The 22,395-nt window shown below is 71.9% G+C and carries 20 protein-coding genes; 11 read left to right on the top strand and 9 right to left on the bottom strand.

The window, feature by feature from the left end:
• Positions 1-14: 14 nt before the first annotated feature.
• A complete protein-coding gene (gene groL, locus ACPXB1_RS09850) occupies positions 15-1,637 on the top strand; it encodes a chaperonin GroEL (RefSeq protein WP_355589779.1) in 1,623 nt (540 codons plus the stop codon).
• Between the two features lie 74 nt (positions 1,638-1,711).
• Here the strand turns inward: groL and ACPXB1_RS09855 are convergent, their stop codons facing one another.
• The 3 genes from ACPXB1_RS09855 to ACPXB1_RS09865 all read right to left on the bottom strand — a co-directional run bounded on the left by ACPXB1_RS09855 (position 1,712) and on the right by ACPXB1_RS09865 (position 5,711).
• A complete protein-coding gene (locus ACPXB1_RS09855) occupies positions 1,712-1,954 on the bottom strand; it encodes a hypothetical protein (protein WP_355630419.1) in 243 nt (80 codons plus the stop codon).
• An 87-nt stretch (positions 1,955-2,041) separates the two neighbouring features.
• On the bottom strand, positions 2,042-2,980 hold the full coding sequence (locus tag ACPXB1_RS09860; protein WP_425735094.1) for a GNAT family N-acetyltransferase: 939 nt from the start codon (positions 2,978-2,980) through the stop codon (positions 2,042-2,044).
• A 145-nt stretch (positions 2,981-3,125) separates the two neighbouring features.
• Positions 3,126-5,711, bottom strand: a complete 2,586-nt coding sequence (locus ACPXB1_RS09865) for a S8 family serine peptidase (RefSeq protein ID WP_425735095.1) — start codon at positions 5,709-5,711, stop codon at positions 3,126-3,128.
• Between the two features lie 79 nt (positions 5,712-5,790).
• On the opposite strand from ACPXB1_RS09865, the gene ACPXB1_RS09870 reads away from it, so the two are divergent.
• A complete protein-coding gene (locus ACPXB1_RS09870; RefSeq protein WP_425735149.1) occupies positions 5,791-7,605 on the top strand; it encodes a glycerol-3-phosphate dehydrogenase/oxidase in 1,815 nt (604 codons plus the stop codon).
• 86 nt (positions 7,606-7,691) lie between these two features.
• Positions 7,692-8,228, top strand: a complete 537-nt coding sequence (locus tag ACPXB1_RS09875; RefSeq protein WP_053654324.1) for a hypothetical protein — start codon at positions 7,692-7,694, stop codon at positions 8,226-8,228.
• 18 nt (positions 8,229-8,246) lie between these two features.
• Here ACPXB1_RS09875 and ACPXB1_RS09880 read toward each other — a convergent pair whose 3' ends face one another.
• Entirely contained in the window at positions 8,247-9,650 is a 1,404-nt protein-coding gene (locus ACPXB1_RS09880; RefSeq protein ID WP_053654322.1) for an FAD-binding oxidoreductase, read from the bottom strand.
• A gap of 67 nt (positions 9,651-9,717) precedes the next feature.
• Here ACPXB1_RS09880 and ACPXB1_RS09885 point away from each other — a divergent pair, with 67 nt between their 5' ends.
• A complete protein-coding gene (locus tag ACPXB1_RS09885; RefSeq protein WP_053654320.1) occupies positions 9,718-10,002 on the top strand; it encodes a DUF4031 domain-containing protein in 285 nt (94 codons plus the stop codon).
• On the opposite strand, the gene ACPXB1_RS09890 is transcribed toward ACPXB1_RS09885, so the two are convergent.
• Positions 9,974-10,630 (bottom strand): HD domain-containing protein, encoded by a 657-nt coding sequence (locus ACPXB1_RS09890; protein WP_425735096.1) that lies wholly within the window; start codon positions 10,628-10,630, stop codon positions 9,974-9,976. The two genes, ACPXB1_RS09885 and ACPXB1_RS09890, sit on opposite strands and share 29 nt — an antisense overlap.
• A gap of 107 nt (positions 10,631-10,737) precedes the next feature.
• Between ACPXB1_RS09890 and ACPXB1_RS09895 the strand changes: the two genes are divergently transcribed.
• Together ACPXB1_RS09895 and ACPXB1_RS09900 are read left to right on the top strand one after the other, a co-directional pair.
• Positions 10,738-11,973, top strand: a complete 1,236-nt coding sequence (locus ACPXB1_RS09895; RefSeq protein ID WP_167947727.1) for an FUSC family protein — start codon at positions 10,738-10,740, stop codon at positions 11,971-11,973.
• A 39-nt stretch (positions 11,974-12,012) separates the two neighbouring features.
• Positions 12,013-13,509 carry a PrsW family intramembrane metalloprotease gene (locus tag ACPXB1_RS09900; protein ID WP_425735097.1) on the top strand — a complete coding sequence of 499 codons (1,497 nt, stop codon included), beginning with the start codon at positions 12,013-12,015 and terminating at the stop codon, positions 13,507-13,509.
• 28 nt (positions 13,510-13,537) lie between these two features.
• Here the strand turns inward: ACPXB1_RS09900 and ACPXB1_RS09905 are convergent, their stop codons facing one another.
• Together ACPXB1_RS09905 and ACPXB1_RS09910 are read right to left on the bottom strand one after the other, a co-directional pair.
• A complete protein-coding gene (locus ACPXB1_RS09905) occupies positions 13,538-13,705 on the bottom strand; it encodes a hypothetical protein (RefSeq protein ID WP_167946833.1) in 168 nt (55 codons plus the stop codon).
• A gap of 103 nt (positions 13,706-13,808) precedes the next feature.
• A complete protein-coding gene (locus tag ACPXB1_RS09910; protein WP_053654316.1) occupies positions 13,809-14,147 on the bottom strand; it encodes a GroES family chaperonin in 339 nt (112 codons plus the stop codon).
• Positions 14,148-14,299: 152 nt separating this feature from the next.
• Here ACPXB1_RS09910 and ACPXB1_RS09915 point away from each other — a divergent pair, with 152 nt between their 5' ends.
• Positions 14,300-15,604 carry an AI-2E family transporter gene (locus tag ACPXB1_RS09915; RefSeq protein WP_053654313.1) on the top strand — a complete coding sequence of 435 codons (1,305 nt, stop codon included), beginning with the start codon at positions 14,300-14,302 and terminating at the stop codon, positions 15,602-15,604.
• 78 nt (positions 15,605-15,682) lie between these two features.
• On the opposite strand, the gene ACPXB1_RS09920 is transcribed toward ACPXB1_RS09915, so the two are convergent.
• A complete protein-coding gene (locus tag ACPXB1_RS09920; RefSeq protein WP_197281490.1) occupies positions 15,683-17,887 on the bottom strand; it encodes an ATP-dependent DNA helicase in 2,205 nt (734 codons plus the stop codon).
• Between the two features lie 102 nt (positions 17,888-17,989).
• Between ACPXB1_RS09920 and ACPXB1_RS09925 the strand changes: the two genes are divergently transcribed.
• A complete protein-coding gene (locus ACPXB1_RS09925) occupies positions 17,990-18,496 on the top strand; it encodes a DUF402 domain-containing protein (protein ID WP_167946837.1) in 507 nt (168 codons plus the stop codon).
• A 12-nt stretch (positions 18,497-18,508) separates the two neighbouring features.
• On the opposite strand, the gene sigJ is transcribed toward ACPXB1_RS09925, so the two are convergent.
• Entirely contained in the window at positions 18,509-19,474 is a 966-nt protein-coding gene (sigJ, locus tag ACPXB1_RS09930; protein WP_306273334.1) for an RNA polymerase sigma factor SigJ, read from the bottom strand.
• A 199-nt stretch (positions 19,475-19,673) separates the two neighbouring features.
• On the opposite strand from sigJ, the gene ACPXB1_RS09935 reads away from it, so the two are divergent.
• The 3 genes from ACPXB1_RS09935 (at position 19,674) to ACPXB1_RS09945 (ending at position 22,383) form a co-directional block, all read left to right on the top strand.
• Positions 19,674-20,612 (top strand): PPK2 family polyphosphate kinase, encoded by a 939-nt coding sequence (locus tag ACPXB1_RS09935; RefSeq protein ID WP_425735098.1) that lies wholly within the window; start codon positions 19,674-19,676, stop codon positions 20,610-20,612.
• 126 nt (positions 20,613-20,738) lie between these two features.
• Positions 20,739-21,365: a DUF47 domain-containing protein gene (locus tag ACPXB1_RS09940; RefSeq protein ID WP_053655020.1), complete on the top strand. Its 627-nt coding sequence runs from the start codon at positions 20,739-20,741 to the stop codon at positions 21,363-21,365.
• Positions 21,366-21,375: 10 nt separating this feature from the next.
• A complete protein-coding gene (locus ACPXB1_RS09945) occupies positions 21,376-22,383 on the top strand; it encodes an inorganic phosphate transporter (RefSeq protein WP_053655018.1) in 1,008 nt (335 codons plus the stop codon).
• The last annotated feature ends 12 nt before the right edge of the window (positions 22,384-22,395 follow it).

Raw genomic sequence — 22,395 nt, forward strand, 5'->3', positions numbered from 1 at the left:
GAGGACAACGCCGTATGGCCAAGATGATCGCGTTCGACGAAGAGGCTCGCCGCGGCCTCGAGCGAGGCATGAACCAGCTCGCCGACGCCGTGAAGGTGACCCTCGGCCCCAAGGGCCGCAACGTGGTGCTCGAGAAGAAGTGGGGCGCCCCCACCATCACCAACGATGGTGTGAGCATCGCCAAGGAGATCGAGCTCGAGGACCCGTACGAGAAGATCGGCGCCGAGCTGGTCAAGGAGGTCGCCAAGAAGACCGACGACGTTGCCGGTGACGGCACGACGACGGCGACCGTCCTGGCCCAGGCCCTGGTTCGCGAGGGTCTGCGCAACGTGGCCGCTGGCGCCAACCCGATGGCCCTGAAGCGGGGCATCGAGGCTGCTGTCGCGAGCGTCTCGGAGGAGCTGTCCAAGCTCGCCAAGGACGTCGAGACCAAGGAGCAGATCGCCTCCACCGCCTCCATCTCCGCCGGTGACAGCACCGTCGGCGAGATCATCGCCGAGGCGATGGACAAGGTCGGCAAGGAAGGCGTCATCACCGTCGAGGAGAGCAACACCTTCGGGCTGGAGCTTGAGCTCACCGAGGGCATGCGCTTCGACAAGGGCTACATCTCGGCCTACTTCATGACCGACCCGGAGCGCATGGAGGCCGTCTTCGACGACCCCTACCTCCTGATCGTCAACAGCAAGATCTCGTCGGTCAAGGACCTGCTCCCGATCCTGGAGAAGGTCATGCAGTCCGGCAAGCCGCTGCTGATCATCGCCGAGGACATCGAGGGCGAGGCCCTGGCCACCCTGGTCGTCAACAAGGTCCGGGGCACCTTCAAGTCGGTCGCCGTCAAGGCGCCGGGCTTCGGTGACCGCCGCAAGGCCATGCTCGCCGACATCGCCATCCTCACCGGTGGCCAGGTCATCAGCGAGGAGGTCGGCCTCAAGCTGGACGCCGTCGGCCTCGACATGCTGGGCCGCGCCCGCAAGGTCGTGGTGACCAAGGACGAGACCACCATCGTCGACGGTGCCGGTGACGCCGAGCAGATCCAGGGCCGGGTCAACCAGATCCGTGCCGAGATCGACAAGAGCGACTCCGACTACGACCGCGAGAAGCTGCAGGAGCGGCTGGCCAAGCTGGCCGGTGGCGTCGCGGTGATCAAGGTCGGCGCGGCCACCGAGGTCGAGCTCAAGGAGCGCAAGCACCGCATCGAGGACGCCGTTCGCAACGCGAAGGCCGCCGTCGAGGAGGGCATCGTCCCGGGTGGTGGCGTCGCGCTGGTGCAGGCCGGCAAGACCGCCTTCGACAAGCTGGACCTGGTCGGCGACGAGGCGACCGGTGCCAACATCGTCAAGGTCGCGCTGGACGCCCCGCTGCGGCAGATCGCCGTCAACGCCGGCCTTGAGGGCGGCGTCGTGGTGGAGAAGGTCCGTAACCTCGAAGCGGGTCACGGCCTCAACGCCGCCAACGGCGAGTACGTCGACCTGCTGGCCGCGGGCATCATCGACCCGGCCAAGGTGACGCGCTCGGCGCTGCAGAACGCGTCGTCGATCGCCGCGCTGTTCCTCACCACCGAGGCCGTCGTCGCGGACAAGCCGGAGAAGACCCCGGCTGCCCCGGCTGGCCCGGGTGGCGGGGAGATGGACTTCTGAGTCCAGTTCCGACACACCGAACGGGGCGGGCCGCTGATGCGGTCCGCCCCGTTCGTCGTGTGGCCCTTTTGTCGTCAGGTGGGCAGTGGCCGCTGGTTGCGCCGTTTCTTCGCCTGGTCGTACGGCGGAGGCAACTGGATCGGCGCGTCCACCATCTCGTGTGACTCCACCGCCGACGCGTCGTCGGTGGTCATCTCGGCAAGCTGCTCGGCGTCGCCGTAGTCGAGCCTGTCGAACGGCAGTTGGTCGGGCAGTTCGGCGACCGGCTTCCAGGTGATCGGCGGGCCGTCCTCGGTCTGGTCATCATCCGTGGTCATGGCTGCCTCCTCTTACCGAAACGGTAGGGGGCGCCGATCGGCGATGCGGGCGAATCGCGTTATATGGATCTATATCCTGTTCGCCCTTTAACCGACGTCGAGTGTCCGCCGGTACAGGAAGAAGACCCGCTCGATCCGCGCACCAGCGCTGCCCGAGTAGAACGGCACCGGCCCCACCCAGCCGATCTGCGCCCGGTCCAGCCCCGCCGCCCGCTGGTCACGCAGGCAGCGCCGCAGCAGCACCCCGCCGATGCCCGTCCCCGCAGCAACCGGTGCGGTGCCCATCGGCCCGAACCAACTCGGACGGGACGACCCGTACGCGGCGAAACCGAGCACCTCGCCGTCCCGCTCCGCAATGTGGCAACCGGCGCCCTCGCGACCCACCGACCCCGCCAGCTCGCCGTCCCACGTGCCACCGAAGGTGGACCGGGCGAACTCGGTCAGCGTCGGCAGATCCGCAGGCTCCGCCCGGCGTACGGTGACACCCTGCTCGGCAAGCCGCCGCTCCGCCGCCTCGGTGGACCGCAGTGCCGGCGAACCGTCGTACGACAGGTCGGCCGTCATGTTCCAGACGGTCCGGTCCTGTCGGTAGCCAAGCGCGAGGGCGGCACAGACCGCCGGCGTGTAGCGGACGTCGATGCCCGGCCACGCGTAGTACGGCGGGTTGCCGGCCAGCAGCACCTCGGTCGCGCCGCGTTCGGCCAGCACCCGTTCGGCCCGCCCCAGCAGTGCCCGACCGACACCTTGGCGGCGGTGGTCCGGCAGCACGGCCACCAGGTCGACGTGCCCGACGGTCGGATCGCTCGACGACACCGAGCAGAGCAGCACGCCGACAAGGTCAGCACCCTGGTACGCGCCCAGCCCGACCACCGGCCGCCCGGCGGTGGCGGCCCGGGGCCACAGCACGTCCACGATGGCTGCCGCCTCGGTGGCGTCCTCGGCCAGGTCGAGAGCCTGTGCGCAGAGGCGTACCACGCTGGGCGCCAGGTCGGGGGTCAGCTCGGTGACGACGATCTCGGCGGTCATGGTGGCCGACCCTAGATCACCACGCGTCGTGCCGCGTTCCCGCCCGCCGCGTTCCCGCCCGCCGCGTTCCCGCCCGCCGCGTTCCCGCCCGCCGCGTTAGGAAGGGCCCCTTCCTATACACGAGGCGTTAATAAGGTGCCCTTCCTTACGGCTGGGCGGCGCGGACGGCGGCGTAGGCGTCGACCTGGCCTGCGCCTGTGACGTTGGCCGGGCCGCCGCAGGTGTCGGCCGGGTTGCCGGAGCGGTACGTCGGCGTCACCGGTGTGGCCGTGTCACGCAGGATCTGCCGGGTCCGGGGCAGGTCGCCGATCAGCGCCGGGTTCGCCGACCACATGAGCGCGACCACTCCGGCGACCTGCGGGGTCGCCATCGACGTACCGTCCAGCGCTGCGTATCCGCCGCCGGGCATTGCCGACACCACACCGACCCCCGGTGCCACCACGTCCGGCTTGCCCGCACCGCCCGGAACCGGCCCGCGCGAGGAGAACTGGGCCACCCGCCCCTGCGCGTCGACAGCGCCCACTGTCAGCACGCTCACGTACGGCGCCGGCGGGTCGTCGATCGACGCGCACCACGGGCCGGTGTTGCCGGCGGCGGCGACCACGAAGATGCCGGCGGCATCAAGCGCCGTGGCGGCCGGCAGCAGCGCTGCCGGGTCGCAGCCCTCGATGGGTGGGCAGCCCCACGAGTTGGTGAGCACCTGCGGTGCGCGTTCCGGTCGGCCGTCGGTGAACGGGTCGCCGCCGGCCGGAAAGGGGGCAAGCATGAACTGGAGGCAGTTCAGGTAGTGCCCCGGGCTCCCCAGGTTGCGGTCCAGGTTGACGCATCCGACCCACTGCGCGTCAGGGGCCACTCCGACGCCGGCCCGGCCCACAGCGCTACCGGTCGTGTGGGTGCCGTGCCCGCCCTTGTCGGTTGGGGCGCGGGTGCCGTTCCACGGGTCGTACCAGGAGTCGTCCCCACCACGGAACCCGGCTCGCAGCGCCGGATGGTCACCGTCCACCCCGGAGTCGGAGCTGCCCACCACGATGCCCGAACCGGTCACCCCGAGCTGTGACCAGACCTTGTCGGCGCCGATCTGCTTGATGTTCCACTCCGGGCCGGTGGGCGTCGGCGCGGTGCCCCGGGTCTGTCCTGCCGGAGCGGGCAGCGGTCGCAGTTGTTGGCTGACCAGCACCCGGGCCACCTCGGGCCGGCGGGCCAGCCAGGCCCGCACGAACGGGCCGCCGTCCACCTCCACGGCGTTCACCAGGTAGTACGGCACCGGGTCGAGTCGTAGCCGGGTCACGTCGCGGCGCAGGTCGGCCTGGGTCCGCTCGGCGGTGGCCACCAGCCGCCGGTAGACCTCCGCCGCCCGCGCGTCCCGCCCGGCCCGCCCAGGTGTGGCGGTCGGCAGGTCGCTCAGGTCGGCCTGTTCACGAAGCACCACCAGCAACCGCTCGCCGTGCAGACCGGGCTGGCCGGGACCGACGTCCACGACGACCGTGGTCACCAGCAGCACCAGGGCTGCCACCGCCGCGACCCGGCGGCTCGGGGTGCGTGCCTTGGGCCGGGCGAGCAGCACCGCGTACCCGATGGCGACCAGGACCGCGACGGCGAGCCCGGCACCGGCGGCTACCGCCACCCAGTACGGCACGTCGCGGGTGCCGACCAGCAGCAGGCTGATCTCCTCCGGGTCCGTGAACGCCAGCGGGCCGAGCACGGCCAGGCCCACCAGCCAACCCGTCGCGGCCCGACCGGCGCGTGTGGCGTCGGCCGGATCGGCTGTGGGTCGCCAGGTCGCCGCCCACAGCGCGGCGAGCGCGAAACCCGCCGGTGGCAGGGGCAGCAGGGCGGGCAGCTGCGCGCCGGACTGGCCGACGCCGGCAGCCAGCAGCAGCAACGCCACCCCGGCGACCAGGCCACCGACAAGCACCAACCGGGCCGGGCGGGGCGGCCTACCGACAGCGAACATCGACCAGAACGTTGCGTCAAGCAGGGTCGCGGCCAGCACACTCACTGCGGCTGCCGCCAGCACGGCGAGCGCCGTCTCCAGCAGCCCGCCGAGCGCGCCCAGCCAGACCCACGGCAGCAGGAGCGCCAGGCCCGCGGCGACCGCGAGCAGCGGCACCGGACCGGGGCGGGACGACTCCCGCCGCCGCCCGACCGGCTCCGCGACGCCGCCGACCTCGGGCCGAGCGGTGTGGCCGTCTCCGTGGGGAGCGGCGTCGCCGACCTCGGGCTGCGCTGCGTCGCTGTCTCCGTGGGGCGCCGCGCCGACGACAGGGTCGGAAACCTTCGGGTACGCCCGTCGGCGCGCCGACAAGCGCACGGCGAACGCGCCGAGCAGCGCCAGGCCGGCAAGCCCGGCGAGATACGCCTCGTGGTGCACCGGTGGCACGACCCGCAGCACCGTGAACACCCCACTGGCCAGCGCGGCGACCAGCCAGACCCACCCGGTGGCCCGGACCGCGGCAGAGCGGGGCAACAGGGCCAACAGCAGGGCGGGTGTGCCCACCAGCACGACTGTGGCAAGGCCCAGCACCGGCCAGAGCCAGCCGACCCGGTCCAGCCCGAAGGCCAGCAGCACCTGGTCGGTGACCCAGCCACCGGCCTGGGTTCCCACGGTGACCGCCACCGTCCAGCAGCCCGCCAGCACGGCCGCGACGACCGGCCACGGGCTGGGCCGGGGCGCGGCCCACGGCTGGTAGGGCGGTGGTTGACCAGCGGGTGACGCAGAGCCGACCTGCATGACTCGCACAGTACGGGGCGAGCGCCGCATGTCGACCGGTGACCAGGGCGGTTACGGTGGACGGGTGCGTGACCCCAACATCTCCCGATCGGTCGCCGGGCAGCTCTCCCCGGCCCGCCGCGCTGCTGACCTGCGCCGACTGCGCGCGGAACGCTTCGACGTGCTGGTCATCGGAGGCGGAGTGACAGGTGCGGGCGCGGCTCTGGACGCGGCATCCCGAGGGCTGAAGGTCGCCCTGGTCGAGGCACGCGATCTCGCCTCCGGCACGTCAAGCCGTTCCAGCAAACTCATCCACGGTGGGCTTCGCTACCTGGAGCAGTTGGAGTTCCACCTGGTCCATGAGGCGCTTACCGAGCGGGGTCTGCTGGCGACCCGGCTCGCGCCGCACCTCGTTCGCCCGGTGCCGTTCCTGGTGCCGCTGCCGGCGGGTCGGGGCCTGCGGGACCTGCCCGCCCGGATCTTCCGCCGCTCGTACTACGGCGCAGGTGTGGCCGCGTACGACGCGTTCGCCGGTCTCTTCGGCGGTGGCCGGGGCATGCCGCTGCACCGGCACCTGACCCGGGAGAGTGCTCGGCGGATCTTCCCGAGCCTGCGGGCCGACGCGCTGGCCGGGGCGATCCGCTACTACGACGGGCAGGTCGACGACGCCCGGCTGGTGGTCACCCTGGCCCGTACCGCCGCCAGCCTCGGCGCCACTGTGGTCAGCAGCACCCGCGCCGTCGGGCTGATCCGGCAGGCGCGCGAGGTCACCGGCGTCCGGGTGCGTGACCTGGAGGCGCCGGCCGGGTCGCCGGATGCCGAGTTCGAGGTGCAGGCCCGCACGGTGATCGCCGCCACCGGTGTGTGGAGCGACGACATGTCCCGGATGCTCAACGACGTGGGGCTGCGGCCCGGCATCCGGGTACGCGCCTCGAAGGGCGTGCACCTGGTGGTGCCGCGCTCTGCGATCACCGGTGAGACGGGGCTCATCCTGCGTACGGCGCGTTCGGTGCTCTTCGTCATCCCCTGGGGCGGGCACTGGATCATCGGCACCACCGACACCGATTGGCGACTGGACAGGTCCCATCCGGCGGCCTCGGCCAGCGACATCGAGTACCTGTTGCAGCAGGTGAACACAGTGCTCGACAGGCCGTTGACCACTGCCGACATCGAGGGCGTCTACGCCGGGCTGCGTCCGTTGCTGGCCGGTGAGGCCGACTCCACCTCGAAGCTCTCCCGCGAGCACGCCGTGTTCGAGCCGATGCTCGGGCTGATGCTTGTCGCCGGTGGCAAGTACACGACGTACCGGGTGATGGCCTCGGACGTGGTCGACCGTGCGGTCCGCCGGTTGGGCGGCGGCCGTGCGTCGCGTACCGCCGATCTGCCGCTGCTCGGCGCGGACGGCTATCCGGCGCTGTGGCGCGACCGTGCCGACCTGGCCCGCCGGCACGGTGTGCCGGTGGGTGTCCTGGAGCACCTGCTCGAGCGGTACGGCAGCCTCACACTGGACCTGCTCGCCATGATCGACGCCGATCCGTTGCTCGCGTCGCCGCTGGCCGGGGCTCCGGAGTACCTGGCCGCCGAGGTCGCGTACGCGGCTCGGGCCGAGGGTGCGCTGCACCTGGAGGATGTCCTGACCCGGCGGACCCGGATCTCCTTCGAGACGAGTCACCGTGGCCTGGAGTCGGCGGAGCACGCCGCCGAGCTGATGGGCGGTGTGCTCGGTTGGGACGCGGCGACCCGGGCCCGCGAGGTCGAGCACTACCGCGTGCGGGTGCAGGCGGAGCGGCAGTCCCAGTTGATGCCTGACGACGCCGCCGCCGACGCGGCACGGTTGGGCGCACCGGACGTCAGGGGTTACGCCGCGGATCGGGGTGGCGATGATCAGGCAGAGTTGCGTCCGTCCGCTCGGTGATGAAAAATACGTTACCAAGGGGTAACTATCGATTCTCCCCCCAATGGCGGTTTCGGACCCCACCGACGGTGGGGTAGGTTCCGCGCGTGCCTTACCGTGCGCACTCCCGCCTACTTCCGCTCTTGCTCGCCGCAGTGCTCACAAGCGTCCTGACCGGTTGTTCGCTTTTCGACAGGGATGCCTCCGCCGGGCCGGCCGCGCAACCACCAGCCGGTACGGCGGCGGGTGGGTCGGAGCCCGAGATCCCGACAACTGTCGCCGTGGGACAGGTCAGCCTGCTGCAACGGCTCGGCGCGGATGGTCCGCTGCGCACCCTGAGCGTCGAGCGGGACGGCAGTTGGCGGTGCCTCGACTGTGCCGGCGACGGGGTCACCTCGCGGGGCAGGCTCGCGCCGGAGCAGACCGCACGGCTTCAGGTGCTGCTGGCCGATCCGGCGCTGGCCAACGAGACCGACCAGGTCCGGCGGTACCGGACGACCTGCATCGACGCGCTCACCTCGAGCCTGCTCACCTCCTCCGGGCTGATCACCTCGCAGGACTGCCCGGGTGAGGAGCGCACGACAGTGGCGGGGGAGATTCTGCTGTTGCTCACCCAGGCGACCCCGGCCGAGGTCGAGGGCTGATCCACCGCTCTGCGCGGGTCAGAGCACCTTGCCCGGGTTGAGCAGCCCGGCCGGGTCCAGCGCCGACTTGATCGCCTGGTGCACCCGGACGCCGACCGGCCCGATCTCCGCGGCCAGCCAGTCCCGCTTGAGCAACCCCACCCCGTGCTCGCCGGTGCAGGTGCCACCCAGGTCCAGGCCGAGCCGCATGATCTCGTCGAACGCCCGCCGGCCCCGCTCCACGCTCGCCGGGTCGGCCCGGTCGACAACGATGTTCGGGTGCATGTTGCCGTCCCCGGCGTGCCCCACCACGCCGATCGGCACCGCGCACTCAGCAGCGATCCGGGCCACCCCGTCCAGCAGCGCGGCGAGCGATCCGCGCGGCACCGCCACGTCGTCGATCACCAGGCCGCCGTTGCCGCCCGGGTAGGCGTCGGCCGCGAACTTCTCCATCGCCGGGTGCGCCAACCGTCGGGCCTGGAGCAGGGCTGCGGCCTCCACCGCGTCGGTGGCCGCGTACACCTCGTCGGCGCCGGCCGCCTCGCACACCTCGGCCAGGGCGGCCAGGTCGTCGGCCGCCCGGCTGCCGGTGTCGGCGGCGGCCAGCAGCAGTGCCTGGGCGTCGGTCCGCAACCCCATCGGCTGGTACGCCTCGATCGCCCGCAGGTGGGTCTGGTCCAGCAACTCCAGCAGGCTGGGGGTCAGCCCGCGGGCCGCGATCTCGGCCACCGCCGCGCCGGCCGCCGCCGTGGACGGGAAGACCGCCACCAGGGTCAACGACTCCGCCGGTGCGGGCCGGAGCGAGACAGTCACCTCGGTGATCACCCCGAGGGTGCCCTCCGAGCCGACGAAGAGCCGCGTCAGGTCGTAGCCGGCAACCCCCTTTGCGGTACGCCGGCCGGTGCGCAGCACCTCGCCGGAGGCGAGCACCACCTCAAGGCCGAGCACGTACTCGGTGGTCACCCCGTACTTGACGCAGCACATGCCGCCCGCGTTCGTGGCCACGTTGCCGCCGATGGTGGACGACTCCCAGGAGCCGGGGTCCGGCGGGTACCAGAGCCCCTGCTTGGCCACCGCCGCAGCAAGCGTCGCGTTGACCACCCCCGGCTGGACCACCGCGATCCGGCTCACCGGGTCGATCTCCCGGATCTCGTTCATCGCGACGGTGCTGAGCACCACCGCGCCGTCCACGGCGTTCGCCGCGCCGGCCAGGCCGGTCCGCGCGCCCTGCGGCACCACAGGTACGCCGTACCGCGCCGCCGCCCGGACCACAGCGACGACCTGCTCGGTGCTGCTCGGGCGGGTCACCACAAGCGGCATCCCGGCGGCGCAGAGGTCGGCCTCGTCGCGCTGGTGCATGCGCAGCAGGTCCGGGTCGGTGAGCACGGCGTTCTCGCCCAGAGCGGCGCGCAGGTCGTCGAGGAGTCCGGTGGTGGAGGCCATGCAGCCGAGGCTAGGTCGCCGGTGGCCGATCATCAACATGATCAACTCTGCGGGATAACTTGGGCACATGCTCTACCTGGACCAGCCCGCCTGGCCGTGGCGCGGCCGACTCTGGTCACACCTGATCAGCGACGTCTCCTACGCCGAGTTGCACGCCTTCGCCGAGGTGTTGGGCGCACCCCGGCGTGGCTTCGACCGCGACCACTACGACATACCGGCCGACCGGTTCGAGTCGGCGGTGTGGCTCGGAGCGCGTGTGGTGCCGAGCCGGGAGGTGGTCCGGTTGCTCCGCGACGCCGGCCTGCGCCGCCCGAAGCACCTGGTCAGTCCGCGAGCATCGACGGCCCGTTGAGGCTGGCCAGCTCCCGGCGCAGGTTGTCCCGGGCCGGCTGCTCCCAGCGGTCGGCGAGAGGGGGCAGCCGGAACAGCTCGGGCAGCGCCAGCAGCCCGGTGAGGACGCCGGCCCGACCCGTCCGGAAGGCCGGCTCGGGCACGTGCGCGTACTCCTGGCGGATCGCCGCCGCGTAGCGGTCGTAGGCGGCCGGCGGCGCGGCCAGCACGGCGAGGTCCGCGTCGCAGAGCAGGGCGCCGTTCGAGTCGGCGGGCGCCACCGCGTGCCCGGCGGTGAGCAGCACGAGCCGCCGTACCTCGGCCGTAGCCGCCTGCGGCACCCCGAGCCCGCTGAGCAGGTCTGCGGCCAGCTCGGCGCTGGCCCGCTCGTTGCTGTCGCCAGCGGCCCGGGGATCGTAGATCGCGTCGTGGCACCAGGCGGCCAGGCGGACCAGGTCGGCCCGCTCGGCCAGCGCGGCATGCCGGTCCACCACATCGAGTACGGCGGTCAGGTGCGCCACAGTGTGGTAGCGCCTGTGCGGTTCCCGCCACCGGGTGAGCAGCTGCTCCCCGGCCCGGGCCGCGGCATCGTCACAGGTCGCCCCGGCACCCCGGGCTGCCGCCCGCCACCGGCCCAGCAGATCGGTCACCGTCCGAGTTTGCCGCAATCCGTCCCCGGTGCGCGGGGCGGGAGGATTCAGCGCGCCCGCCACGGGTAGTCGCGCCCATGGCAGTGGCCCGCGACAAGAGACCGCCGATGGTGCGCCGCGCCCCGTTGCGGGAAGGTCTGGTGGACGTCGACGGTGCCCGCATCGCCGAGGTCACCGAGGAACTGCGCCACCGCAGCCGGGCCACACTGCACGACCGGCTGCACCGGGTACGGATGGCCGGTGGGCTGGCCGTCCAGGCCGGGCTGGCCGCCGGACTGGCGTACCTGATCTCGCACAAGCTTCTCGGCAACCCGCAGCCGGTCTTCGGGCCGATCTCCGCAGTCGGCACCCTGGCCGCGTCTGTCGGGCAACGATTCCGCCGGACCGTGGAGCTGATCCTCGGAGTGGCGATCGGGGTGGCGATCGGCGACATCCTGATCTACCTGGTCGGCACCGGGGCGTGGCAGCTCGGCCTGGTGGTCACGGTGGCGATCCTGCTCACCATCTTCGCGGGCGCCAGCATGGCAATCGTCATCCAGGCGGCGGCCACGGCGGTGCTGATCGTGACGCTGAGCCCTTCCACGGAGGATCTGGAGATCCCGCGCTTCATCGACGCGTTCCTCGGCGGCGGGGTCGCGCTGCTGGTGACGGCGGTCCTGCTGCCGCTCAACCCGCTGCGGGTGATCAATCGCGCCGCCCGGCCGGCGCTGGACCTGCTCGCCGACCAACTCGACGCCGCCGCCGACGGGTTGCGCAAACGGGACCGCGACGCCACCCAACGGGCACTGGACCGGATGCGCAACAACAAGGAGGAGTTGGCCACCCTGGCCGAGGCGATCGAGGGCGCGAAGGAGACGGCCACCCTCTCGCCGGCCCGCTGGCACCGCCGTAGCGAGCTGACCCACTACGCGGAGGCGGCCGACCCGATCGACCGGGCGATGCGCAACACCGGCACACTCATCCGCCGGTCCGTCACCCTTATCGAGGACGACGAGCCCGTGCCGGAGCCGATGCCGGACGGCATCGAGCACCTCGCCGAGGCGGTCCGGCTGCTCAAGCATGAGTTCGCGTCCAGCCAGGAGCCGCAGAAGGCGCGGGAACGGTCGTTGCGGGCGGTAAGCGAGGCCGGCCGGGCGTACGGCGCCGGGGTGGGCTTCTCCGGCAGCGTGGTTGTCGCGCAGATCCGTACGACGGCAAGTGACCTGCTCGTGGCGTCCGGGATCGAGCAGGACGAGGCGAACCGGTGGATCCGCACCGCGTTCGGCGAGCAGGAGAGGCCGGTCGGTGAGCCGGCCGAGCCGGGCGAGGCACCGAAGCCACCCACCGCGCCGCCCATCGGCTGAGCGCGCAGCCCAGCGTCAGTGCCGGCCGCATGGCTGTGGATGCGACCGGAACAGCAGGCGGCGGATGGCTACGCTGACCGCATGGCCGACACCCCGCCCGGTGCACCCCTGCCGTCGTTGCCGCCCGCGCCCGCGACCCAACCCGGCGGCGAGGCGCCCCGGATGCCGTTGCGCCGACTTGGCTGGCGACGGTTCCTGGTGCTGGCCGGGGTGGTGCTGCTCATCGCCGCGTGCGCGGTCTTCATGCTCTTCACGCTCGGGCAGTCGCTCGGCGCGCAGGCGCTGCTGATCGGTGTGGTCGCCGCGATCCTGCCGGTGCCGGTGCTCGTCGCCTGCTTCCTCTGGCTGGACCGGTACGAGCCCGAACCACTGAAGTACCTGATCTTCTGCTTCACCTGGGGAGCCTTCGTCTCCACCGCCGCCTCGCTCACAGTGAACGAGTTCTCGGCCGCCCAGTTCGCCGACAGGGGGCTGCCGGTCGCGCTCACCGGGGTGCTTGTGGCGCCGTTCATCGAGGAGCTGACGAAGGCCCTCGGCCCGATCCTGCTGCTGGTGTTCCGCCGCCGTGAGTGGTCCGGGATCACCGACGGCCTCGTCTACTGCGGGCTCTCCGCTGTCGGCTTCGCCATGGTGGAGAACATCCTCTACCTGGGCGGGCACGGTTATGCGGCAGGCGCCGACCAGTACGGCCCGGCGACCGGCACCCAACAGGTCATCGCCATCTTCATCGTCCGGATCCTCCTGTTCGGGTTCGCCCATCCGCTCTTCACCTCGATGGCCGGTGTGGGGCTGGGCATCGCGGCCCGTACCGCCGACCGTCGGGTCCGGGTGCTCGCCCCCATCGCCGGCCTGCTGCTGGCGATGATCCTGCACGGCACCTGGAACCTGCTGCCCACGCTGACCCAGGCCACCGGCGAGGTAGTGATCATGTTGTACGGCTTCCTCAGCCTCATGGTCCCGGTGTTCTTCGGCATGGTCGGGCTCGCGCTGTGGCTGCGTGCGTGGGAGGGCCGGCTCACCGAGCGGAGATTGCCTGACTACGTGCGCGCGGGCTGGCTCAGCCCACCCGAGGTGGCCGCGCTCAGCAGCCTCGGCCGTCGCCACGCGGCCCGCAGTTGGGCACGCCGGGTCGCCGGAGACGCCGGTGTACGGGCGATGCGGGGGTACCAGTTCGCCGCCACCCGACTGGCTCTGCTGCGCGACGGCACGTTGCGGGGCCTGGACCGCAAGCCCGCCGACCAGGAGCGGACCGCCGCCGAGGAGCGGCAGTTGCTGGAGCAGATCACCGCGTACCGGTCGTTCTTCGTGGGCCGGGACCCGCAGGCACCGGTAGGGGTCTGGGACGGAAGCCGCTACCACCTGCGCTTCCCGGACGGTACGCAGCGACCGGTGGACGCTCCCGACGAGCCTGTGGTGCCGATTCCCGTGGTGCTGGCCCCGCCGCCGCCTCCGCCCGGATACGGACCGCCCGGGTACGCGCCGCCCGGCTGGCCCGGTGCACGCCCGCCGGCGCCCTGGCCGCCCGCTCACCGCTGACGGCGGTCGGTGCGGCGGCGAGCGGCGCTCAGGTCATCAGGGTGGTGAGGAAGTCACCGAGCCCCTGGGCCATCGCCATCAGCGCGGCCCCGATCGCCTTGAACAACTGCGCGGCGCCATCCGGCCGGAACGCCATGAAGTAGATCAGGAACGCGACGCTGCCCCAGGTCAGCAGCTTCTTCACGAATACCGGCATCGTCCCTCCCCAGGGCAACGGTCGCCGGCTGGCTTCCCCACGTGGGGCCGGGCAAACGGTGCAGGGTGCAGAGTGCCTGCGCGGCTCGGTGGCCGAAAAGTGCCTAGAGGTAGAGGCCGGTCGAGTCGTTCTCGACGCGCTCGGCTGCCACGGCGTGCACGTCGCGCTCGCGCAGCAGCACGTACCCGCGCCCGTGCAGCTCGACCTCGGAGCGGTCGTCGGGGTCGAAGAGCACCCGGTCGCCGGAGACGATGGCGCGGACGTTCGGCCCCACACCGACGGCGGTGGCCCAGGCGAGACGCTTGCCGACCGCCGCTGTCGCCGGGATGACGATGCCAGCGGTGGAGCGCCGCTCGCCCTCGCTGCCGTCCATCCGTACCAGCACGCGGTCGTGCAGCAGGCGGATCGGCAGTCCGGAGTCGAAATCCTGGTCGGCGGTCACGGGGAGACGCTACCGTGTCGCCGGCGACCCGCCGCCGATGGTTACGCCAGAGGTGGCGGGGGCACTGTGTGGCGGAACTGTCCTAGGGTGTCGGGACGGACGTATGCTGTGCGACCTGTCACCGTGGGCGGGCCGGACTTTTCTGCCAGGAGGTGCGCTTGAGCCGCTTCGAGCAGGTACGCGGGCGGCTCCGCCGCGCCTACCAGTCGAGCCGGGATTCCGTACGCTCCGACCAGCAGAAGCCGAGCGACGTGCCGGAGACGGCCGGGGTGGCCTCGCCCGCCGTACCGGGGCCGGTCGCGCCGCCGGCAGCCACGGTCGTCGGTGCCGAGCCCGCGATGGACCTGCACAGCTCGACGTCCAGTCGCGATGACGCGGATGTGCCGCACGGGCTGCGGATCGCCGCGGCCTGGTGCTGGCGCCTGATCGTCATCGGGGTGGTGGCCTGGGCGCTGCTCCGGGTCGTCGGCACGATCAAGATCGTGATCATTCCGCTGGCCATCGCGCTGCTGCTGTCGGCGCTGCTCGCGCCGGCGGTGGGCTGGCTGCTGCGGGCCCGGCTGCCCCGGTCGCTGGCGACCGCGGTGGTGCTGGTCGGCGGCCTGGCGGCTGTCATCGGCACGCTGACCTTCGTGGTCAACGAGTTCATTCAGGGTGTGCCGGAGTTGAGCGCGAAGTCCTCCGAGGGCGTCCGGCAGATCCAGAACTGGTTCAAGACCGGCCCGCTGCACCTCTCCGACAGCCAGTTCGACCGCTACATCGCCGAGGCGCAGAGCTGGATCAACGACAACACCTCGAAGTTCACAAGCGGCGCGCTGAGCACCGCCGCGACGCTTGCGGAGGTGCTGACCGGCGCCCTGCTGGTGCTCTTCGCCACGTTCTTCTTCCTGCGTGACGGCAACCGCATCTGGCGTTTCCTCGTACGGCTGCTGCCGGTGGCCGCCCGCTGGAAGGTCGACGACGCCGGTCGGGCCTCCTGGCAGACCCTCGTGGCGTACGTCCGCGCGACAGTGCTCGTGGCGTTCATCGACGCGGTCGGCATCGGCATCTTCCTTGTCATCTTCGACATCCCGTTCGCGTTCCCGCTGGCGGCGCTGGTGTTCCTCGGCGCGTTCATCCCGATCGTCGGCGCCACGCTCTCCGGCGGTGTGGCGGTACTGGTGGCGCTTGTCGACAGCGGGCCGGTCACCGCGCTGATCATCCTGGGTGTGGTGATCGGTGTGCAGCAGGTGGAAGGGCACGTGCTCCAGCCGCTGATCATGGGTCGGGCGGTGGCCATCCATCCGCTCGCGGTGATCATCGGTATCGCCGCTGGCGTGGTACTGGCCGGCATCACCGGCGCGCTGGTCTCGGTGCCCCTGATCGCCGTACTCAATACGGCCGTGCGCCGACTGGCCGCCCGTACCGTGCCGGACACCCCACCGGACGCCGTGGTCGTCGCCTCACAAGCTCCCTGAGGCCGGCGCCGCACCGGCCGCACAAGCCCGACGCGCGCGTCGCGCGGCCGCGGGGCGTGCAGTGGGCGGGGCGCGCCGTCAGGAGCTGGCTAGGCGTTCCAGGGCGCCGCGGGCGACCTCGGGGCGTGTCGTGTACCAGAACGGTGGCAGCGAACGACGCAGGAACGGCCCGTAGCCCCGGGCCGTCTCCAGCCGGGAGTCGAGCACCGCGACGACCCCCCGGTCGCCTGTCGCCCGGATGAGCCGGCCCACGCCCTGCGCCAGCCGGACCGCCGCGATCGGCACGCTTACCGCGGCGAAGCCGGAACCGCCGCCCGCGTCGACTGCTGCGGCACGCGCCGCCGCCAGGGGCTCGTCCGGCCGGGGGAAGGGCAGCCGGTCGATGACCACCAACTGGCAGGCGTCGCCCGGCACGTCCACCCCCTGCCACAGCGACATCACCCCGAACAGGCAGCTGGAGCGCTCCTCGCGGAACCGACGCACCAGCAGCGGCAACGCCTCCTCGCCCTGCAACAGCACCGGCAGGTCGGTGCGCGCGCGCAGCAGCTCCGCCGCCTGCTGCGCGGCCCGCCGGGACGAGAACAACCCGAGGGTACGTCCACCGAGCGCCTCGACGAGCCCGAGCAGTTCCTCCCCGGCGGCCTCGGGCAGCCCGGAGACGCTGGGGCGGGGCAGGTGCGCAGCGACGTACAGGATGCCCTGCCGGGCGTAGTCGAAGGGCGACCCCACGTCCAGCGACCGCCAGCCCGGACCTTCGGTGGCCGGCACTACCGCGCCCGGGTTGGTGTCGCCGGCCAGGCGACGGCCGGGCGCCTCGGCGGCGGGGCGGCCGGGTGCGGTGCGGGCGGCCAGCGCGGCGGCGGCCGGCGTCGGCGGTGCGGGCGGGGGCGCGTCCAGGCCGAGGGCGCGAGCCACGGTGTCGAACCGGCCGCCGAGCGCCAGTGTGGCCGACGTGGCGACCACTGTGCGCTCGTCGTACAGGTGGGTGGCGAGCGTGCCGGCCACCGACAGCGGCGCGACCACCAGGGCCCGGCGGCTGCCGCTGTCGTTCTTCTCCACCCAGGCCACGTCGTGGTCGGCTTCCTCCAGCAGCCGCTGGGCGGTCGTCGACAGGTCGTCCAACGCGGCCTTGGCCTGCTGCTTGCGGACCGGGTCGGGGTCGTCGGACTTGACGTCGCCGATGGCGTCCAGGGCGGCGCGGGTGGCCGCGTCGAGCAGCGTGCACGCCTCCCGTAGCGGCGTCGGCAGCCCGGCGGTGAGACGCCCGGCCGGTGCTTCGGCCAGCCCGACGGCGAGCGCGTCACCGGCTGCGGTGAGCGCCTCGGCGGTCTCCGGTCGCAGCAGCGGGCGTGCGCGGCGGGTGGACCTGTCGATCAGCTCCGGGACCAGCTCCGCCTGGGCGGCCGACGAGACCCGGTCGGCCAGCTCGTGCGCCTCGTCGACGATGAGCAGCTTGTGCGGCGGCACGATGTGGCGTTCGGCGAGCATGTCGACGGCGAGCAGGCTGTGGTTTGTCACAACGATGTCGGCCTCCCGGGCGCGCGCCCGGGACGCCTCGGCGAAGCACTCCTGCCCGAACGGGCAGCGGGTCGCCCCGACACACTCGCGGGCCGGCATCGACACCAGCCGCCAGGCCTGATCGTCGACGCCCGGGTCCAGCTCGTCGCGGTCGCCGGTGGCGGTCCGCTCGGCCCAGCCGCGCAACCGCTCGATCTGCTTGCCCAGCCGACTCGCCTCGCCCAGCCATTTCGTTCCGCCGCCGGGCCGGGCGGGCGGGGTGTCGAAGAGGGTGTCCTCCGGCTCGTCCTCGGTGGAGTTGTCCAGTCGGGCCAGGCAGAGGTAGTGGTGCCGGCCCTTGAGCACCGCGAACGTGGGCCGGCGGCCGAGCAGCGGCTCGACCGCGTCGGCCAGCCGGGGCAGGTCGTGGTCGACGAGTTGGGACTGCAACGCCAGCGTGGCCGTGGAGACCACGACCGGGCCGTCCACGGTGAGCGCTGGCGCGAGATAGGCGAGCGACTTGCCGGTGCCCGTGCCGGCCTGGACGAGCAGGTGCTCGCCGCTCGTCACACACTCCTCGATAGCGGTGGTCATCTGCTGCTGGCCGGGGCGCGCCGCGCCGCCGGGGACCGCGCCGACCGCCGCCGCCAGCAGCTCGGTGCCGCTGGGCCGGGCACCCCGCCGCCGGCTTCCGGCACGGGCCGACGGGGTGGCGGAACCGGTGGCGGTGCGGGGCGGAGTCACCGTGCGACGGTACCCGCCGCGCCCGACACCGGCTGCGCCCATCCGCCCGCGTGGCGCGCAGCCGACCGGTAGGTCGTTTCGGTGGTAGCCGTCCGGTTACGGCGGCACTACGAGGCGTGGGCGGTATCGGTTAAGGTGCGAATCATGCCGAGCGACGTGGTCCGAGTGATCTACCGCAAGTACGACGGCAGAGCGCACCGTGACTACCCGGCTCGTCGCCTCGCTGAGGACGACCTGGGCATCTGGCTCGGCGTCCCGTTCGGCACCGAGTCCGTCTACCACGGCCGGCCGTCGGTGGAGAAGATCCCCTTCGTCCTGCTGGTGCCGCACCACGCCTGGTGGACGTGCATGTTCAACCCGCCGCCGCGCACCAGCGAGGTCTACTGCGACATAGCAACCCCGGCCCGCTGGGAGTCCGACGACACGGTCCACCTCATCGACCTGGACCTGGATGTCGTCCGCCGTCGCGCCACCGGCGTTGTGGAACTGCTCGACGAGGACGAGTTCGCTGAGCATCGGGCGCGCTTCGGATACCCGGAGGACCTGGTCGTCGAGGCCGAGGCGGCCGCCCGCTGGCTGTTCGGGGCGCTCGGTGACGGCACCGAGCCGTTCGCCACCGCGTACCGGAAATGGCTGGCGCTTGTGGTCTGAGCCGGCGCCGGCTCACAGGCGTGGCGGCCACCCGTCGTCGTCGCCCAGCGGCGGCACGTCGCCAAGCTTCTCCGGGTTGAGCTGGTTGAACACGCCGGTGATCCGGGCTTCGTGCACGGCGAAGGCGACGACAAGGCGGATCGGTCGCCCGTCGCTGTGCACCGTCTCCATCTGAAGGCCGAGCACACCGTCGACAAGCACCGGCCGGGACGTCACCCGCTGCCCGTACCGGCCGGCCCGACCGAACAGGCCGAGGATGAAGCGACCCACAGCGTCCGCGCCGACCACCGGCCGGCGGGCAGCCGGGAAGTGCCCACCCGAGTCGCCGAGGAGGATCACGTCCGGGGCGAGCACCCGCAGCAGTTGATCCAGCTCGCCGGACTCGGTGGCGGCAACGAACGCTTCCAGCACCCGCCGCTGTTCGGCCGGATCGGCGGTGTGCCGTGGCGCGTCCGCTGCGGTGACCGCCCGCCGCGCCCTGGAGGCGAGCTGCCGGGCGGCCGCCTCGGTGGTGCCGAGCACGTCGGCGATCCCGGCGAACGGCACAGCGAACACGTCATGCAGCACGAGTGCGACCCGCTGTTCGGGCGCGAGCCGCTCCAGCATCACCCGTATCGCGGTGCCGACCTGGTCGGTGCGGACCGCCCGCTCGGCGGGGTCGGGGGCGTACCCGTCGGTCGGCGGCTTGGCGTCCAGCGGGCTCACCACCGGCTCCGGAAGCCACTGCCCGGGGTACGCCTCGCGCCGGACCCTCGCCGAGCGGAGGACGTCGAGGCAGATCCGGGCGCAGGTGGTCGTCAGCCAAGCGGAGAGGTCGCGGATCTCGGCACGGGCCGTCGGATCGGCGAGCGCCCCGGCGTAGCGCAGCCAGGTCTCCTGCACCGCGTCCTCGGCCTCGCTGCGGCTGCCCAGCATCCGGTTGGCCACCGCGAGCAGGCGGCGTCGCTCGGCCTCGAACTCCGTCGCCAGGTCCCGCACGACCCACCACCCTCCCCGACCGGTACGTGTCCTGGAGCCCATCCTCCCGCCAACCGGACGAACGGGCAGCCCCGCCACCACTGATGACGGCCCGGTGACCGGGCGGGCCCGGTCGGGGTGTGCTGACGGCTCCGCCGGTCCCGGCGGGCGGGGCGGCCCTCGACGGGCGGACGACCGGCGGGTGGGCGATGATCCGAGGATGAGTGCACCCCAGCACGGGCAGATCGTGGCGCCGGACGGCGGATCCGTGCGGAAGCTGTTGCGGGTGACCGCGCCGGTGGACCTCGCGGCGATCGACCCCCGGTCCACCCCCGGGCTGCCGCCGACCGAGGTGACCGGGGAACGCCCCAAGACCTGGGCCCGTGACCAGGTCGAACTCGTCGGCGGTGAGTTGGGCAGGCAGCAGGAGATGCTGTACGCGATGGCCACGGCAGCCTCGGACCGCCCGGCGCGCCGGGTGCTGCTGGTGCTCCAGGCGATGGACTGCGGCGGCAAGGACGGCACGATCAAGCGGGTGGCCGGCGCGATGAACCCGCTGGGCCTGCACATCCGGTCGTTCGGTCCGCCGACGCCGCAGGAGCTACGGCACGACTTCCTGTGGCGGATCCGTCGGGCGCTGCCGCCGCCCGGGTACGTCGGAATGTTCAACAGGTCACACTACGAGGACGTGCTGATCGCCCGGGTCGGCTCGCTGGTGCCGGAGGTCACCTGGCGAGCCCGCTACGACGAAATCAACTCCTTCGAGCGGGAGCTGGCCGACGGCGGGGTGACCCTGGTGAAGGTGATGCTGCACATCTCGTACGCCGAGCAGGGCGAGCGCCTGCTGGAGCGGCTCACCGACCCGCGTAAGCACTGGAAGTACAACCCGTCGGACGTCGATGCCCGGGCGCAGTGGGACGACTACCAGGCTGCGTACGCCGAGGCCCTGAGCCGGTGCGGCACGGACGCCGCGCCCTGGTTCGTGGTGCCGGCGGACCGCAAGTGGTACCGGGACTGGGCGGTGGCCCACCTGCTGCGAGAGACGTTCGACACGCTGAATCTCGGGTATCCGCCTGCCGATTTCGACGTGGCGCACGAGCGCGACCGATTGAGTGTCGGGGGAGCGGGGCGGTCGGGACCGCAGATGAACAGCAGGTGAACGAGCGGTGAATCAGGTCTGACCAGGGGTGGGCCGACGCATTCACGCTTCGAGCGTTTCCTAGCATTCACCAGGCGGACGCCGATGGACGCCGCCACCTTCCACCGACACGACGAGGTCTGTGCTGTGAAGTTTTCCTTCCGCCCCACCGAGGGCGCCTTCTACGAGCTCTTCACCAGGGCTGCGCAGAACCTGGTCCGGGGCACGGCGCTGCTTAACGAACTGGCCCTTCCAGGTGTCGACGTCCAGTCGGTCAGCGAGCGGCTGACCGAGGTCGAGCACGACAGCGACCAGATCACGCACGATCTCTACAAGAAGATCAACTCGACGTTCATCACGCCGTTCGACAGGGAGGACATCTACCGGCTCGGCTCGCTGCTCGACGACGTGATGGACCACCTCGAGGCCGTCGGCGACCTGCTCTACCTGTACGGGCTGACCGAGCTGCCGGCGCTGCCCCGCGAGCTGCACGAGATGGTCAACGTCCTCGACCAGCAGGCGAAGCTCACCGCCGACGCGATGCCCCGGCTGAAGTCGATGAAGGACCTCGAGGACTACTGGATCGAGTGCAACCGGCTGGAGAACGAGGGCGACCGGATCAACCGGCAGCTGCTCGTCCGGCTCTTCTCCGGCGAGTACGACGCGCTGACGGTGCTCAAGATGAAGGAGGTCGCCGACGAACTGGAGGCCGCCTGCGACGCCTTCGAGCACGTGGCCAACACCGTAGAGACCATCGCGGTCAAGGAGTCCTGAGCCGGTGACTCTGACGCCCGAACTCATCGCCGTGCTGGCGGTGATCGCGGTGGCCCTGGTGTTCGACTACACCAACGGCTTCCACGACGCTGCCAACGCGATCGCGACAAGCGTCTCCACCCGGGCGCTGACACCTCGGATCGCCCTCGGGCTCGCCGCGGTGGGTAACTTCATCGGCGCCCACTTCGGCGCCGGGGTGGCGAAGACCGTCGGCGACGGCCTGGTGACCCTGCCCACCGGGGTCAGCAGTCTCGGTGTGGTGTTCGCCGGGGTGCTCGGTGCCATCGCCTGGAACCTGATCACCTGGTACTTCGGCCTGCCGTCGTCGTCCTCGCACGCGCTCTTCGGCGGTCTGGTCGGCGCGACCCTGCTGTCCACCGGCGGCATCGTCCAGTGGGTCACAATCGGCGAGAAGGTCATCCTGCCGATGGTGCTGTCGCCGATCGTCGGTCTGACCCTCGGTTACCTGGTGATGCTCGCCATCCTCTGGCTGTTCCGTAAGGGGCAGCCGGGCAAGCTCAACCGGGGCTTCCGCTGGGCGCAGACCGCTTCGGCCGCCGCCATGTCGGTCGGCCACGGCATGCAGGACGCCGCCAAGACCATGGGCATCGTGGTGCTCGCGCTCTACACCGGCGGTTTCCAGGAGAGCAAGACGCACATCCCCGGCTGGGTCTTCTGGACCTCGGCGACGATGCTGGCACTGGGGACGTACGCCGGTGGTTGGCGGATCATCCGCACGCTCGGTCGCAAGATCATCGACCTTGGCCCCCCGGAGGGTTTCGCCGCCGAGACGGTGGCCAGCGCGGTGCTCTACTTCAACGCGCTTGTGTTGAAGGCGCCGATCTCCACGACCCACACGATCACCTCGGCGATCATGGGTGTGGGCGCGACGAAGCGGCTCTCCGCGGTCCGCTGGAACGTCGCCGGCAACATCGTGCTCGCCTGGATCATCACGTTCCCGGCGGCCGCGCTCATCGCCTGCGTCGCCTACCTGCTGGTCCGGCCGATCTTCGGCTGATCCCCGCCGCTC

This window comes from Micromonospora sp. DT68, from assembly GCF_049847245.1.
Lineage (GTDB): Bacteria > Actinomycetota > Actinomycetes > Mycobacteriales > Micromonosporaceae > Micromonospora > Micromonospora profundi.